Consider the following 16,239-nt stretch of genomic DNA (forward strand, 5'->3'; position numbering starts at 1 on the left):
AAACCCCCGCAGGCGAAAGCCTCGGGGGTTTTTTAATGCCTGCAATCAGGCGTCCGTCGCGGCCGCTGTGACCACCATCTCCTTGAACCTGCGCAAAACCGCCGAGCTGTCACCAATACGCGTGGCCAAATGCAACGGCGCCACCAGGCTCTGGCACTCGATCAGCTCGCGATAAATAATGCCATCGCCGCGCAGCCGCTGCATGGAGGCGGGCACGATAGAGACGCCAAGCCCTGCAGCCACAAGACTCAAGGTCGCCGTCATGCGTGGCGCCTCCTGCACCACTTGCGGGCTGAACCCCGCTTCACGGCAGGCCACCAGAATGGCGTCATACAAACCCAGCCCCACGCGCCGGCGATAGAGCACAAAAGCCTCATCAGCCAATGCTGCCAAGGGTAACGGCTGCCCCGCATCGAGTGCCAAGGGATGATCGGTCGGCAGCGCCAGCAGCATCGGCTCCACCAGGATCGGTTCGTCCTGCAACTGTTGCGTGCCACTGAGCGGTGAGCGGATAAACGCGGCATCCAGTTTTTCCTGCACCAGCGCGTCCAGCAGTTCGCCGGTTCCCGCTTCCTCCAGTACCACCGAGACACCCACAAAGGCCTCGCGAAACCGCCGCAGCACGCTGGGCACAAACGGGTGCAACGCCGCCGAGCTGGTAAAGCCGATAGCGAGTCGGCCCCGTTCACCCCGGGCGGCACGGCGCACCACGTCGGCCACACCCTCGGCCCGCGCCAGGATGTCACGCGCCTCGTCCAGCAACGCGAGGCCGGCAGTGGTTGGGCGCACGCCGCGGGGCAGGCGCTCCATCAACACCACACCCAATTGCGTTTCAAGACTCTGCAGCAAGCGCGTCAAGGGTGGTTGTTGCATGCCCAGGCGTTCCGCAGCGCGAGTGATGTAGCCTTCCTCGGCAATAGCCACGAAGGCTTTAAGCTGGCGAAGCTCCAACATAAGGATACTTTCAAGGTATGGGAGTTTGCCAATCCTGGCATTTGTTCTCATGGCTCACAAGACTTAGGCTGTGGTCACCGCTAACAAAGAAGGAAAGCCGCGATGACCTGGTCTGCCAAGCAATACACGATGTTTGAACAGCAACGCACCCGCCCGGTCCGTGACTTGGTCGCGGCCATTCCCAATACCGATGTGCGTAGCGCCGTCGACCTGGGGTGCGGCCCTGGCAATTCCACTGAAGTGTTGGCCGAGCGTTTCCCGCAGGCGCACATTACGGGCATGGACAGCTCCGACGACATGCTGGTCGACGCCCGCAAGCGCCTGCCGCAACTGAATTTCGAGCTGGCAGACATCAGCGCCTGGGGCCCGTCGCAGAAATACGATGTGATTCTCGCCAACGCCTCCCTGCAATGGCTGCCGAACCACGCCACGCTCTACCCGCATCTGGTCGACCAACTGACACCTGGCGGCACCCTCGCCGTACAAACCCCGGACAACCTCGACGAACCTGCCCACCGGCTGGCCCGCGAAGTGGCGGCAGATGGCCCGTGGGCGGCAAAGATCGGAGCGGTCAAACACAATGAGCGGCACACCGCGAGTTACTACTACGAGCTGCTGAGCAAGCATTGCAGCACCGTCGACGTGTGGCGCACCACCTATCAACACCCGCTGGCCGATCACGGGGCGGTGGTGGAGTGGTTCAAGGCTTCTGCGTTGCGGCCGTTTCTTGCACCGTTGACCGATAGCGAAAAAGCCGCATTCCTACAGCAATACCAGGCGCGTATTACCCAGGCTTACCCGGCCCTGGCTGACGGTACTGTATTACTGCCTTTTCCGCGTCTGTTCATCATCGCAACCCGCTGAGGGCCGCAAACAAGCGGTGGTCATTGCGCCGCCGCTTGCGCCTTCAAGTATTCATCCGTCGACACCACGCTGGCGTACCCAAAGGCCAGCGATGCCATATAAGCGCCATGCACCTGCGCCGCCGCAATCACCTGGCCATTGAATACCTGGTCGCGGGTCGCGCAGGCGTCATGAATCAGCGTGACCTGGTAGCCCAGGTCTGCCGCAGCCCGCACCACGGCGTCGATGCACATATGGCTCATGTTGCCGACCACCACCACGTCAGTGATGGCGCGTTGTTCCAGCACGGTGCGCAGGTTTGTCCCGCGAAACGCGTTCACAAAGTGTTTAAGCACCACCGGCTCATTACCCTCGTTGAGTACCTTGGCATGCAGGTGCGCGCCCTCGGAGCCTGGCGTGAAGAAGGGCGCGTCTTCGCTGGTGAACTCATGGCGCACATGGACAACGGCGTTGCCCGCCTGGCGAAACGCCTGCAGCACCTGCGCGGCCTTGTCCGCCGCGGCTTCCACGCCATCGAGCGGCCACTTGCCCTCGGGGAAGTAATCGTTCTGGATATCGATGAGGATGAGCGCTTGCTTGGCCATGGGTGTCCTTATGATGGTTGGCAGTGCCTTGCATCTTAGCTGGCCCGTCGCCATCCACGCAGCTGCTTTGATGGAGGCGTCGTGCAGAACACCGTCCGTTTAAACCCCTGTCGTGCAGAATAAAACAGGCTTTGTGCCATCGCTGTGTCAGTAACTGTTTGATTTAACGGCCATCCTCCCCAGCCTTGCCTTGGCGTGATCCATGCAACCTTCCTCGCACACACATGGCAGGATCGCCAAGGGGGACGCATGACCCCGATTCAACGCAAAAAACGCGTAGTCGCCCACTCCACAAGAGAAGGGGCGCCGCAGCATGAAGTCGAAACCAATCGCGCCCTCGCGCGCTGGCTGGCGCAGATCCTTGGGCTAAAATTCGGCGGCAGCTATGACCCGCAGTTACACGCCGGCCTCGACTTGTATGTGTTACCCACCCAAACCCTGGTCGGCCCCGCTCAAGCGCGACCGCTTAATATCAAAGGGCCGGAAGATCTGTGGGGCGGTTATGTCGATCACGCATTCATCTGTACCAAAGCGATCACCCACGGCCTGCTGAGTCCTGACGCCACGGCGCCTGAAGGCTGGTCGCCAGCGTTCTGTGAGCGTGTGCGCACGGTTGTTCTCGACGGGCTCAGCGTGTTTGCCCTTGAAGACGCATTGCCTGCCGCCACGCGCTTGCTCTACAGCGGGCCGATTCGCGTGAAACCGGTGCATGCCTGTGCCGGACGCGGCCAGGAAGTTATCCACAGCCTCGACGCATTCGAGGCTTTGCTGGCGCGACCCGAAGCGGCGCAGCTGTTCAACGACGGCGTAGTGCTGGAGCAGGATCTGCACGACGTCACCACCCACAGTGTGGGCCAGAGCTTTATCGGCGATCACGTGATCAGCTACTGCGGCGAGCAATTTCTCACCCAGGACGGGCACGGCGAAGAGGTTTACGGCGGCTCGACCTTGCTGGTGGTGCCCGGTGGCTATGAAGATCTGCTTGAGCTCGATTTGCCCGACGATGTGCGCGAAGCCATCCAACAAGCCCAGGTCTTCGACAGTGCCGCCGATGAGGCCTACCCTGGTTTCTATGCCTCGCGGCGCAATTACGACATTGCCCAGGGCCTGGACAGTGACGGCCAACGCCGTAGCGGCGTGCTCGAACAATCCTGGCGCATGGGTGGGGCCAGCAGCGCGGAAGTCGCCGCGCTGCAAAGCTTTATCAATAACCCCGGCCTGCGGGCGATTCATGTGTCCTCGGTAGAGACCTATGTGGACCAACCGCTGCCGGCGCACGCTATTGAGGTGTATCGCGGCCCGGCCGAAAACAGCGACTTTCTTCTCAAGTATGTGACGGTTAAATCTTATGACGGCTAGAAGCGAAAGCATTGCGATCGATATCGACGACGAACAGATGAGCGGCACCTTCCTGAGTCCAAAATCCAAAGTCCCCGGCGTGTTGTTTGTGCACGGCTGGGGCGGTAGCCAGGAACGCGACCTGGAGCGCGCCAAAGGCATCGCGGGCTTAGGCTGCGTGTGCCTGACCTTCGACCTGCGCGGCCACGCCGGCACCGGCATTCCCTTGTCCCGCGTCACCCGTGAAGACAACCTGCGCGATTTGCTGGCGGCCTATGATCGGCTGCTCTCACACCCCGCCATCGACACCTCGGCCGTGGCCGTGGTGGGCACCAGTTATGGCGGCTATCTGGCGGCGATTCTCACCTCATTGCGCCCGGTACGCTGGTTGGCGCTGCGCGTGCCGGCGTTGTATCGCGACCAGGAGTGGCTCAAGCCCAAGCGCGACCTGGATAAGGCCGACCTGATGGATTACCGCAGCACCCTGGTACACGCCGAGACCAATCGCGCCCTGCATGCCTGCGCCAAGTTCAGCGGTGATGTGCTGATCGTCGAGTCGGAAACCGACGACCATGTGCCCCATGCCACCATCATGAGTTACCGCGCGGCCTGCCAGAACACCCATTCGCTGACCCATCGGATCATCGATGGCGCCGATCATTCGTTGAGCGACCCGGTGTCGCAGCAGGCCTACACCTCGATCCTGGTGGACTGGATTACCGAGATGGTGGTGGGGGAGCGGTTGAGCATTATTCAGTCACGATAGTGGGGTGCCCTTTAGGGCCTCATCGCGGGCAAGCCCGGCTCCCACACTTGGAATGTATTGCAACCTGTGGGAGCGGGCTTGCCCGCGATGGCGATCGAACTGCCGACACCGTTCACGCCGGTGTTTTCTTGACCCGCAACGCCTTGGCCTTGGCCTCCACCGCCAGGTACATCACCACCGCCACCAACAGCGGCAAAATAAAATAGATCGCCCGGTAGGCAATCAGCCCTGCAAGCAAACTGCCCCGCGACGCCTCATGCTGCATCAGCGCGATAAACACTGCTTCCAGCACACCGAGCCCGGCGGGGATATGGGTGATCACCCCGGCAATCGCGCTGATCAGCAGCACGCCCAATACCAGCGGGTAGTCCAGCTTGGCGGGCAGCAACGTAAAGATCACCGCCGCCATCAACGACCAATTCAACGCACCCAGCGCCAGCTGCAAACAAGCCATGCGCAACGACGGCAAGTTGATCTCGATGCCTTTGATCGACCACGCGCGTTTCTTTGCAAACTGGCAGGCCGCCAGATAACCCAGGCTGGCCAGCACCAACACCACGCCAATGCCTTGCAACGCGCCGCTGCTGACCTTCCAGCCCGGCGGCATGGTCACCAGCCCACTGCTGAATACCCCTCCGGCCACAGCCATATAGCCAAACCAGTTGGTGGCCAGGCTCAGCCCAAGAATCTTGGCGATATTGCTGGTGCTCACCCCGAGCCGCGAGTACAGCCGATAGCGCATGGCAATGCCGCCGACCCACGCGCTCAGGTTGAGGTTAAAGGCATAGCTGATGATCCCGACCGGCAGGATCTGCTTCCAACGCAAATCCTGGCGAATGTAGGTGCGGCCTATCAGGTCGAAGCTGGCGTAGACAAGAAAGCTGCAGAGCGTCAGCCCACCGGCGATCAACAGCGTGCGCAGCTTGAAGGCCGCCAGCGTTTGCAGCACTTCGCTCCAGTCGATGCGCCGTGCGAGCAGGGTGAACAGCACAATCAGCAGCAGAAAAAACGCGAACGTCAGCGGTTTCTTCCAGCGCTTGAACCGCGAGCCGCCGCTTTCAGTGCTCATGGGCCTGGCTCTCGAATGGCTTGAGGCGCGGTTTGTGTGCTGGCAGCCAGCCCGTCAGCGCGGGGAAGTGCCGCATGACATGGAACACCAAAAAGCCCACGGTCAATCGCCATAACCACAGGCGCGGCTTGCGGTTTTCCGGCATGGTCCGGCAATGATTGCGCGCCAGTGTTTCCAGGCTTTCGTACAGCTGTTGATTGAACGCGCGATCACGAATCAGCACGTTGGCTTCCAGGTTCAGCGACAGGCTCAATGGGTCCAGGTTGCTCGAACCCACAGTGCTCCAGTCGTCATCCACCAAGGCCACTTTGCCATGCAACGGGCGCTGGCAATACTCGTGAATCACTACGCCATCCTTGAGCAAATAGTCATACAGCATGCGCGCGGCGAGCTTGGCCAGCAGCACATCGGGTTGGCCCTGCATGATCAGTTGCACCTGTACGCCACGTCGCGCGGCATTGCGGATTTCACGCAGCAGGCGATAGCCTGGGAAGAAGTAGGCGTTGGCAATCACCACGCGTTTTTGCGCCTTGCTCAAGGCGTGTATATAGGCCTCTTCGATATCATCGCGGTGTTGCAGGTTATCGCGATAAATCAGGCGCACCAGGCCGTCGTCGGTGTGCGTCGGCCACAGCGATGGCCGTTGCTGGCGCCGTCGCCAGCCGCGTCGCGTGCGCACCTGGCGGCCACTTTGGGCGAGGGCGAAATGATGCAGGTCCGCCACGGCCGGGCCGCTTACCTGCACGGCATAATCCTGCTTGGCTTCGGGGCCGAAATCACCCAAGTGGTCGGCAGAAAAATTGATCCCGCCGATAAACGCCACGGCGGCGTCCACCACCACAATCTTGCGGTGCAGGCGACGGAACCAGTTGGTGCGAATGCCCACTATCTTCGCTGCCGGGTCAAACATTTGCACCGTCACCCCGGCCTCGGCCAGCTCACCGAGAAAGGCAGGGCTCAGCTCGCCGCAGCCAAAGCCATCGAGGCTGACGATCACCTTTACGCCGCGCTGCGCCGCCTCAATCAGGATGCCTTGCAGTTCATGGCCAACCTTGTCTTCGAACAGAATAAAGGTTTCCAGCAGGATCTCCCGCTGCGCCTGGCGCATGGCCTCGAAGACGGCGGGAAAGTACGCCTCGCCGTTCTCCAGCAGCTCAATGCGGTTGCCCGGTTGCCAGCCGTAATCCAGGTCGCGGGCCTTGGCATCATCCGGTGGCTGGTCGGTGGCAATGTGTTCCACGGCGACATTCATAGTTCGATCTCCACCGACAGCGGCACGTGGTCTGACAGGTGAGACCAGGGCCGCGTCGTCAGCGCCCTGGGGTTATGCACCTTCAGGTTACGCACATAGATGCGATCCAAAGGCAGCAATGGCAGGCGCGCCGGAAAGGTGCGCGCCGGTTTGCCATGGGCTTCGATAAACACTTCCCTGAGCCCGCTTTGGCTCAGGTTGGCCTTCTGGCGCCAGTCATTGAAATCACCGGCGACGATCAGCGCCGCGTCAGCCGGAATCTCGGCGATGCGCTGCTCCAGCAAACGCAATTGCTGCTGGCGATGCACCTCGCGCAGGCCCAGGTGCATGCAGATCGCATGCACCTCTTGGCCGCTGCCCGGCAAGCGCAGCACGCAATGCAGCAGGCCACGGCTTTCATGCCCGCTCTGGGAGATGTCGAGGTTGTCGTAGCGGATGATCTGGAATTTGGACAGCAGCGCGTTGCCGTGGTCGCCATGCGGGTAGACCGCGTTGCGGCCGTAGGCGAACTGCGGCCAGATGCTGTCGGCGAGGAACTCATACTGCGGCATCTTCGGCCAGTCGCTGTAACGCTGCGGGTGCCGCTCATGGGTGCCGTGGATTTCCTGCAGGAACACCATGTCGGCACCCACGCTGCGCACCGCCTCACGCAACTCGGGCAGGATGAAGCGTCTGTTCAACGCGGTGAAACCCTTATGGATATTCACCGTCAGCACGGTGAAGCGGGTGATGGCGGTGCTGGGCGTAACGGGCACCCAGTCGGCAATCGCAGCCATGATCGCTCCTGTGGATAAGTAAAGGGTGAAGCCTGTTTTATTGGCTGATGTTATTGGCTGACTGCGGGTGTTGACGGAAAGTTTCGAGTGACCTACAGGCGGTGCTGTTAACCGATCGTTCCCACGCTCCGCGTCCCATGGACGCAGAGCGTGGGAACGATCAGCGCTCAAACCCGTCAGTTCCTTACAGACCCTGCTGAAGGAGCCCGGCGTTTTGCTGAATCTAAAGACTGCATTACTGCTCGTCGCGTTGTTGGTGTGTGGCAATGGCGCGCTGCAAGCTGCGGCGCCTGCGGCAGCTGAGGCTCCAGCCAAGCCGGAGTTGCTGGTCGAAGGTGGCCTGCTCGGCGCCATCAGCTCCAGCATTGACGATGTGCAAGACAAACTCGACCTCAACCAGAACCTCATCGACGCCTGGCGCCTGCGCGCCGACCGTGCGGCGGATGAAGTCGGGCGGCTGGTCGATCAAACCGCCCAACGCTCGCCGTGGAGCGTGGCCGGTGACTTCCTGCTGCTGTCCGGGGTGTGGGTCGGCGCCTTTGGGGCACTCACGCTGCTCGGGCGCTTTAGCGTGCAACGCCTCGGTCGGCGGCGTTTCGTTGCACAGCGCGAGCGTCTGCAGGGCGTTCTTGGCTACGTGGTGCCCTACACGATTCCAGCCCTGATCTGCCTGCCGCTGACGCTTTACGTCAGCCACTTTTTACCCAGCTCCATAGGCCGTGCGCTGGCGCTGTGTTTTGCCTATGCCACCAGCAGCGGCATCTTCTCCACGTCGATGCTGTTGTGCGTCATCGTCATGTTCAACGTCGGCCACAAACGCCCGGCTGTGCAGATTATTCGCAACTATTGCCCCAAGCCGCTGTTCCTGATCGGCTTTCTCGCCGCTCTCAGCGATGCCCTGACCAGCCCGCAGATCGCGCGCCAGTTGGGCGGCAATATCACCAGCAGCATCGCAGTGTTTACCGGCCTGTTTGCAGCGGTGATTTTCGGCGTGCTGGTGGTGCGCCTGCGCCGTCCGGTCGCGCACCTGATCCGCAATCGGCCGCTGGCCCAGCGCCTCAAACACCCGGCGCTGCAGCAATCGCTGCGAGTGTTTTCCGGGCTGTGGTATTGGCCGATTCTGTTGATGGTGCTGGTCTCGGCGATCAACCTGATCGGCGCCGGCGACGATAACCAGAAAGCTTTGCGTTGCGCGCTGTTCACCACGATTCTGTTGATCGGCACAGTGTTTCTCAGCACGGTGTTGCAACACCTGTTCAAGTCCCGCAGCCAAGTGGCGATCCAGCGCAGCAGCGCCTACAAAGAGCGCTTCCTCAGCCTGCTGCACGCAATACTGCGCATCGCCATGGCCATCGCGTTTATCGAAATTCTCGGGCGTATCTGGGGTGTATCGCTGTTCGAATTTGCCCAGCGTAACTCGGTAGGCCGGGCGATCAGCGATTCCCTCAGCAGCATTGGCCTGATCCTGCTGGTGACCTGGCTGTTCTGGGTGGTGCTCGACACGGCGATCCAGGAAGCCTTGAAGCCGCCGGTCAACAAGCGCTCCAGTCGCCAGCCCAGCACGCGAGTCAAAACCATCCTGCCGTTGTTGCGCAATGCGGTGAAGATCGTGCTGGTGGTGATCTGCGCGATCACCACCATGGCCAACCTGGGCATCAATGTCGCACCTCTGCTGGCCGGTGCCGGTGTGGTCGGTCTGGCCATCGGTTTTGGCTCCCAGCAGTTGGTACAGGACGTGATCACCGGCCTGTTCATCATCATTGAAGACACGCTGTCGATCGGCGATTGGGTAGTGCTCGACTCCGGCCATGCCGGCACCGTGGAAGGCCTGACCATCCGCACCCTGCGCCTGCGAGACGGCAAGGGGTTTGTGCACTCGGTGCCGTTCGGGCAGATCAAGGCGGTCACCAACCAGTCGCGGCAGTTTGCCTATGCGTTCTTCTCGGTGCAGTTCACCTACGACACCGACGTGGACAAGGCTGTGGAGCTGATCCGTGAGGCGGGGCAGTCGATCCGCGATGACGTGTTCCTCAAGTACAACCTGCAAGGTCCGCTGGAAGTGTTCGGGGTCGACAAGATGGACCTCAACGGCGTGGTGCTGACGGCGCAGTTCCGTACCGTGTCGGGTGGGCAATATGCTGTGAGCCGGGCATTTAACCAGCGCCTGAAAAAGCTTGTGGATAACTGTGATGAGGTGCACTTCGCGCAAACTTATCCACAGCAGGTTTGGCTGCCCAAGCGTTCGGCGCATGTGGATGAGGCGGGTGAGGAGGTGCCGGGTGCGGTGGTGGTGACCGAGCAGCACAGGCCTCAATGATGTAATGAATGTTCCGGCCTCATCGCAGGCAAGCCAGCTCCCACCGTTGGAATGCATTCCCCTGTGGGAGCCGGGCTTGCCCGCGATGAGGCCGGCAAGGTCAACAGAGGGTTCAGCGCCTGATTAACTTCTCCTGCACCGCCTGCAAGTCCTCCTCCAGTAACACCTGCTGCTTACCCGCGACCATCACCGCCGCCGGCAAGCCATCGCGATACACAATCCGATTGCCGCTCACCGCCGGCACTTTATCGCCCGGCAGCAAGGTGCCCACCAGGTTCAACGGGTCCGCTCCGCACACCGCGATCAAACTGCCGTCATGTGGGCGACGGCGTACCTCGCGTAACAGTGGAATCGCTTCCGGCAGCGCAAACTGTTCCCCCGCCAAACCACTCACAAACCGCCCGCCGCGAATCTCACCCCGCGCTTCCAGGCGATGGAAGGTGCGCAACAATTCGCGCCAGCTTGGCAGCCAGTCGGGCTCCCGCTCCAGCAACCGCCAGAACACCACGCCATAACGGCGCAGCAGGGTCATCGCCACATGCTCCAGGGTCTCGGCCGAATGCGGGCCGGCGGCGCTGGGCGAGCGGCGCAACAAGGCCCAGCGCCCGGCGTCGTCCATGCCGCCAATAAACGCCCCGCGCCCACGCCGGCTACTGCGGGCCTGGCGTTTGCTGGCGGGCGTGGTCAAGGCTCGCAGCCCGGCAAAGCTGTCGGCATTCACCAGCCCTGCGCCCACCAGTTCCTGCAAGGCGGTTTCCAGTTCGCTGCGCAGCAGATGGGCTTCGTGCACCAGTTCGTCGAAAAACAGCGCGCCGTGTTCACGCAGCGCCAGGTGGACTTTTTGCGCCTTGGGCGACAGCGTGGTGCTGTCGGTCGGTTCGGTCAGCCCGCTCCACAACGGCACTTGGCTGCGCGGCAGCAACACCACCGGCGTACTGCGCAGTGCCAGGGCACCGGCCTTGTTGCTCAGGCGCGTCCATACCAGTTTGCCGCTGCGGCACAGCTCGTCGAGCCAGGTGGAGGAATAGTTCTTGAGCCGCGCACTGAGCAAGTCGCTGTCCCAGGCCGAGGTGGCGGCGGCGTAACCTTCGAACTGCCCGACAATCTGCGGCAACATTGCGCTGCCCTGGCCACGGGTGCCGTCGGACAGGTGCTGCCAATCGAACAGAAAGCGCATGAAGTCCTGCAGCGCCACCGGCTCGATTTCCCGGCGCAGACGCTTGACTGTGTAGCGATGGATACGCGCGAGCAAATGCCGCTCGCACCATTGTTCCTGGGTGGCGCCGGGGCTGAAATGGCCGCGCAGCACATAGCCTTCCTGCTCCAGACGCGCGAGTGCCTGGCTGATATCCGCGACCGGCAGCGCCAACGGCGTGGCGATCTCGACCAGGCTCAATGGGCCGAAACCGCCGAGGCGCGCGCGCAGCACTTCGGCCAGTGCATCGTCAAAGGTCCAGGGCTCATCGAAGCCCGGCAACAACGGCAAGTCATTCGGATAGATCGCTTGCAGGCAACTCAGGCGTTCCACCGCTACCCACAGGCCATTGTCCAGTTGATGGGCGCGCCCGCCCTTGGCCAAGGCATGCAACCACTCGGCCCATTGCGGCGTGACTTCGTTGTCGGCGATACAGGCCAGGCTCATCAGCGCCTCATGCATTTCATCCAGGCCATTGGGCGCGGGCCAGGCTTCTTCACGCACGCCGGCAATGGCCTCGGCGTCCAGCGCGCCGAGGTCGTCGGTACTGCGAGGGTCGCTCCAGCGACGGTTGAGCACGGCCTGGGTGCGGCGCTCTTCCAATGGCGCGTCGTCGAGAAAGGTGTAGGGCCGCGCGCTGAGAATTTCGGCGGCCATGGGCGAGGGCGCAGGCAGGTCGCGGCTGATCAGGCGCACTTCGCCGCGCTCCATGCGCCGCAACAGCGTCAGCCAACCTTCGCTGTCCATGGCTTCGTGCAGGCAGTCGTCGAGGGTTTGCTCAACCAGCGGGTGTTCGGGGACTTCGCGCTCGCCGGCGAGGTTTTCCAGGCAGGCAATCTGGTCGGGAAACACGCTGGCGATCAGGTCTTCGCTTTTCATGCGCTGGATCTGCGGCGCCACCTTGCGCCCGCCGGTGTAGCGCGGCAACGCCAGGGCCACACCGGCATTCCAGCGCCAGCGCACGCCAAACAGCGGTGCATCCAATACGGCCTGAATCAGCAGGTGTTCGGCGCTGTTGCTGTTCACATAGCGCCACACTTCATCCAGCTCAAAACTGTGGCTGGTGGACAGCGACAGCACGATTGCATTCTCACTGGCGGCTGCCTGCAATTCAAAGTTGAACGTGCGGCAAAAACGCTTGCGCAGCGCCAGGCCCCACGCACGGTTGATGCGGCTGCCGAACGGCGTGTGGATGATCAACTGAGTGCCGCCGGACTCATCGAAAAACCGTTCCATGATCAATGTGTCCTGGGACGGTAATGCGCTCAGCGCCAGGCGCGCACGGGCCAGGTAATCAAGGATCTGCTCGGCGCTGGCGCGGTTCAGGCCAAGGCTGGCGGTGAGCCAGTCTTGCGCGGGTTGCAGGTCACCGGGCGTGGTGCTGAGCAGAGCGTCCAACTGCCCCTGAAAACGTGCGACTGCCGACGACAACTCGTTGCTGCGCCCCGGTGCTTCACCCAGCCAGAAGGGGATGGTCGGCGGCTGGCCGTGGGCATCTTCGACGCGCACCTTGCCGCTTTCTACCCGCAGGATTCTATAGGACGTATTACCGAGCTGAAAGATATCCCCGGCGATGCTCTCCACCGCGAAGTCTTCGTTGACGCTGCCGATGTTCAGGCTCTGAGGCTCCAGCAATACGCTGTAGTCGGCGTTGTCGGGGATGGTGCCACCGCTGGTCACGGCGGTGAGTTTGGCGCCACGGCGGGCGCGCAGGGTGTGGGTCACGGCGTCACGGTGCAGGTAGGCACTGCGGATGCCCTGGCGGCCGTTATAGCCGTCGGCGAGCATGTGCAGCAGCGCCTGGTAGTGGCGTTCATCGAGTGCGGCGTAGGGTGAGGCGCGACGGATGAGGTCCAGCAACGCCTGTTCCGGCCATTCGCGGGCGCTGACTTCGGCGATGATTTGTTGGGCCAGCACGTCCAGCGGGGCGATGGGGATGTGCAAGGTGTCCAGTTCGCCGCGCCGCACGCAGTCGAGCAGGGCGGCGCATTCGATCAAATCATCACGGGTGGTGGCGAACAGTCGCCCCTTGGGCGTGCCGCCGACCTGGTGACCGGAACGCCCGACCCTTTGCAGAAAACCGTTGATGGAACCGGGCGAGCCGATCTGGCACACCAGGTCGACCTCACCGATATCAATCCCCAACTCCAGCGACGCGGTGGCGATCAGCACTTGCAGTTCACCGGCCTTGAGCCGTTGCTCGGCGTCCAGGCGCAGCTCTTTGGCCAGGCTGCCGTGGTGCGCGGCCACAGCGGTCTTGCCCAAACGCTCGCTCAAGTGCCGGGCCAAGCGTTCGGCCAGGCGCCGGGTGTTGACAAACACCAGCGTAGTGCGGTGTTCGCGGGCCAGCGTGGCGAGGCGGTCGTAGACCAATTCCCACACATCGTTGGCCATCACCGCCGAGAGCGGCACTGGTGGTACTTCGATATCCAGGTCGCGGGGGCGCGCGTGGCCGATATCGACGATGGCGCATTCACGCCCGCTGCCGACCAAAAAGTGCGACACCGCCTCGATAGGCTTTTGCGTGGCCGACAGGCCGACGCGGGTCAACGGCTCGCTGCATAACCCTTGCAGGCGCTCCAGGCTCAGGGCCAGGTGGCTGCCACGTTTACCGGCGGCGATGGCGTGGATTTCGTCGACGATCACCGTGCGCGTGCTGGAAAGCATCTGCCGACCGGAGTCCGAGCCCAGCAGCACGTAGAGGGATTCCGGCGTGGTGACGAGGATATGTGGCGGCCGTTTGCGCATTTGTGCGCGGTCTTTTTGCGGGGTGTCGCCGGTACGCACGGCGGTGCGAATAGTCAGCGGCGGCAAGCCCAGCGCCTGTAATTGCGCGGTGATGCCGGCCAGCGGGTTTTGTAGGTTGATCTGGATATCGTTGGACAGCGCCTTGAGCGGCGACACGTACACCACCAGCGTTTCGTCCGGCAGTTGACCGCCGTTGGCCAGGCCTTGGTGTACCAGGTCATCGAGCACCGCCAGGAACGCAGTCAGGGTCTTGCCGGAGCCTGTGGGCGCGGCGATCAAGGTTGAGCGGCGTTGGCGGATCAGCGGCCACGCCTGGGCCTGGGCGCCGGTCACCGAGGGGAAGGTGTTGCCAAACCAGGCACTGACGGCGGGGTGGAAGCCGTCCAATACCGTGTCGGTTGATTCAGGAAGGTTCATCTATTGATTGATACTGCCCATGCCAACAAGTTGCAATCAGGTACTTTGTCCGTGACGGTTGCGCTACAAACCCGCAAAATGCAACGATTCTGGCAACAACCTACGGCAAGGCGCACACGCCTGCCGATAATAACCATCGTTCCAAACAGACCGGGCCTGCTCAATCTATGCGAATGCGCCTTATGTTACTGGGCGGCGGGAATGCCCTCGGGCAGGCGCTGATTCGCCTCGGTGCAGAGGAAGACATCGGTTTCCTCGCACCTAAACCGCCCCAAGACGGCTGGGATGCCGCGAGCCTCACCCAATTGCTCGACGACACCCGTCCCGATGCGCTGATCAACCTCGCCTACTATTTCGACTGGTTCCAGGCCGAAGCGGTCAGCGAAACACGTTTGGCCGCCCAGGAGTTCGCCATCGAACGCCTGGCCGAACTGTGCCAGCACCACAACATCACCTTGCTGCAACCGTCCAGCTACCGCGTGTTCGATGGCTCCCGTGCCACCGCCTACAGCGAAAAAGACGAGCCGGTGCCCCTGGGCCTGCGCGGCCAGGCGTTATGGCGGATCGAGCAGAGCGTGCGCGCCACCTGCCCGCAACATGTGCTGCTGCGCTTTGGCTGGCTGCTGGATGACAGTGTCGATGGCACCCTCGGGCGCTTCCTGGCCCGTGCCGAAAAGCCGGATGAATTGCTGATGGCCGATGACCGGCGCGGCAACCCGACGCCGGTGGACGACGCGGCGCGGGTGATCATTTCGGTGCTCAAGCAACTTGATTGTGCGGCGCCGCTGTGGGGCACCTATCATTACGCCGGCCACGAAGCGACCACGCCGTTGGCGTTGGGGCAGGCGATCCTTACTGAAGCGCGCAATTTCCATCCGCTGGCGATCGAATCTCCCACCGCCCAGGCCCACGCGGCCCGGCCGGATGCGGCGGACGAGCCGCAGCACGCGGTGCTGGCCTGCAAGAAAATCCTCCACACCTTCGGCATCAAGCCACGGGCGTGGCGGGCGGGGTTGCCGGCGTTGCTGGATCGGTTCTACCGACATAGCTGAAGGCAACACAAAAAAATGTGGGAGCTGGGCTTGTGTGGGAGCTGGCTTGCCTGCGATAGCATCACCCCGGTATCACTGATACACCGAGGTGCCTGTATCGCGGGCAAGCCCGACTCCTACACAAGCCCAGCTCCCACATTGGGTTATGCCGTGTTGTTTAGAACTTGTAACCAATACCCACCATGTAAACCATCGGGTCAACATCCACATTGACCTTGGCGCGTGTGCCTTGGCCCAAAGCATTGTTATCCACAGTCGCCTTGGTGCTGATGTCGATGTAACGCGCCTGGGCGTTGATCATCCACTTGTCGTTGATCATGTAGTCGGCGCCGATCTGCGCGGCCCAGCCCCAGGAGTTTTCAGCCTTGAAGTTGCTGAAGCCAGCTTGTTCGGCGCGGCTGCCAACGTGCTCGTCGTAGATCCAGGTGTAGTTGATACCGGCGCCTACATACGGCTGGAACGCGGACTTGTTGTCCAGCGGGTAGTACACGACGCTCAAGGTCGGCGGCAGGTGCTTGAGCGTACCGAGCTTGCCGTTGGCGGCGCCCAGGGCGGTGTTCTTGATCTTCACGTCGTGCTCGAACGGCGTGGCGGCCAGCAGTTCGATACCGATGTGGTTGGTGATCATATAGGCAAAGTTGAGGCCCAGTTGGGTGTCGCTGCTCATGGTCGCCTTGCCGCCCAGATTGGTGCCGGCCAATGGCCCCTGGTCAACCTTCACATGGCCGCTGTCTGCTTTCGGGTTCACGGTGATTGCACCGGCGCGAATCAGAATGTCACCCGCTTCGTGAGCGTGTGCGACAGGGGCGGCAAGGGCAAGCGCGAAGAGGGACGCGCCGAGCAGAGACTTGTTCATGGGAGCTCCAAAAGGACGTTAAAAGTTGTACGTCCAATGGTAAAGATCGTT

General features: G+C 62.2%; 12 protein-coding genes. 5 read left to right on the forward strand and 7 right to left on the reverse strand.

Features of this window, described 5'->3' with window-relative positions:
* Positions 1 to 45: 45 nt before the first annotated feature.
* Positions 46 to 954 carry a LysR family transcriptional regulator gene (locus AOA62_RS00405; protein ID WP_099547542.1) on the reverse strand — a complete coding sequence of 303 codons (909 nt, stop codon included), beginning with the start codon at positions 952 to 954 and terminating at the stop codon, positions 46 to 48.
* A 102-nt stretch (positions 955 to 1,056) separates the two neighbouring features.
* Between AOA62_RS00405 and tam the strand changes: the two genes are divergently transcribed.
* A complete protein-coding gene (tam, locus tag AOA62_RS00410) occupies positions 1,057 to 1,818 on the forward strand; it encodes a trans-aconitate 2-methyltransferase (protein ID WP_099547543.1) in 762 nt (253 codons plus the stop codon).
* Positions 1,819 to 1,838: 20 nt separating this feature from the next.
* Here the strand turns inward: tam and AOA62_RS00415 are convergent, their stop codons facing one another.
* Positions 1,839 to 2,402, reverse strand: a complete 564-nt coding sequence (locus AOA62_RS00415; protein WP_099547544.1) for a cysteine hydrolase family protein — start codon at positions 2,400 to 2,402, stop codon at positions 1,839 to 1,841.
* 249 nt (positions 2,403 to 2,651) lie between these two features.
* On the opposite strand from AOA62_RS00415, the gene AOA62_RS00420 reads away from it, so the two are divergent.
* Entirely contained in the window at positions 2,652 to 3,761 is a 1,110-nt protein-coding gene (locus AOA62_RS00420) for a DUF3182 family protein (protein WP_099547545.1), read from the forward strand.
* Entirely contained in the window at positions 3,751 to 4,506 is a 756-nt protein-coding gene (locus tag AOA62_RS00425; protein WP_017135976.1) for a S9 family peptidase, read from the forward strand. The genes AOA62_RS00420 and AOA62_RS00425 overlap by 11 nt, the downstream gene beginning before the upstream one ends.
* A gap of 112 nt (positions 4,507 to 4,618) precedes the next feature.
* Here AOA62_RS00425 and AOA62_RS00430 read toward each other — a convergent pair whose 3' ends face one another.
* The 3 genes from AOA62_RS00430 to AOA62_RS00440 are packed head-to-tail and all read right to left on the reverse strand — an operon-like array spanning position 4,619 to position 7,603.
* Positions 4,619 to 5,575 (reverse strand): lysylphosphatidylglycerol synthase domain-containing protein, encoded by a 957-nt coding sequence (locus AOA62_RS00430; RefSeq protein WP_099547546.1) that lies wholly within the window; start codon positions 5,573 to 5,575, stop codon positions 4,619 to 4,621.
* The gene (gene clsB / locus AOA62_RS00435; protein ID WP_099547547.1) at positions 5,565 to 6,827 is read right to left on the reverse strand and encodes a cardiolipin synthase ClsB; all 1,263 of its coding nucleotides are present in this window, start codon (positions 6,825 to 6,827) and stop codon (positions 5,565 to 5,567) included. Before clsB ends, AOA62_RS00430 begins: the two co-directional genes overlap by 11 nt.
* On the reverse strand, positions 6,824 to 7,603 hold the full coding sequence (locus AOA62_RS00440; protein ID WP_017135979.1) for an endonuclease/exonuclease/phosphatase family protein: 780 nt from the start codon (positions 7,601 to 7,603) through the stop codon (positions 6,824 to 6,826). The genes clsB and AOA62_RS00440 overlap by 4 nt, the downstream gene beginning before the upstream one ends.
* A gap of 214 nt (positions 7,604 to 7,817) precedes the next feature.
* Between AOA62_RS00440 and AOA62_RS00445 the strand changes: the two genes are divergently transcribed.
* Positions 7,818 to 9,920 carry a mechanosensitive ion channel family protein gene (locus tag AOA62_RS00445; RefSeq protein ID WP_099547548.1) on the forward strand — a complete coding sequence of 701 codons (2,103 nt, stop codon included), beginning with the start codon at positions 7,818 to 7,820 and terminating at the stop codon, positions 9,918 to 9,920.
* Positions 9,921 to 10,032: 112 nt separating this feature from the next.
* Here the strand turns inward: AOA62_RS00445 and AOA62_RS00450 are convergent, their stop codons facing one another.
* Entirely contained in the window at positions 10,033 to 14,280 is a 4,248-nt protein-coding gene (locus AOA62_RS00450) for a DEAD/DEAH box helicase (RefSeq protein ID WP_099547549.1), read from the reverse strand.
* Positions 14,281 to 14,447: 167 nt separating this feature from the next.
* Here AOA62_RS00450 and AOA62_RS00455 point away from each other — a divergent pair, with 167 nt between their 5' ends.
* Entirely contained in the window at positions 14,448 to 15,332 is an 885-nt protein-coding gene (locus AOA62_RS00455; RefSeq protein WP_017135982.1) for a sugar nucleotide-binding protein, read from the forward strand.
* A 157-nt stretch (positions 15,333 to 15,489) separates the two neighbouring features.
* Here AOA62_RS00455 and AOA62_RS00460 read toward each other — a convergent pair whose 3' ends face one another.
* Positions 15,490 to 16,188: an OmpW family protein gene (locus tag AOA62_RS00460; protein WP_017135983.1), complete on the reverse strand. Its 699-nt coding sequence runs from the start codon at positions 16,186 to 16,188 to the stop codon at positions 15,490 to 15,492.
* Positions 16,189 to 16,239 lie beyond the last annotated feature (51 nt).

The organism is Pseudomonas sp. 2995-3, assembly GCF_002742565.1.
Classification (GTDB): domain Bacteria; phylum Pseudomonadota; class Gammaproteobacteria; order Pseudomonadales; family Pseudomonadaceae; genus Aquipseudomonas; species Aquipseudomonas edaphica.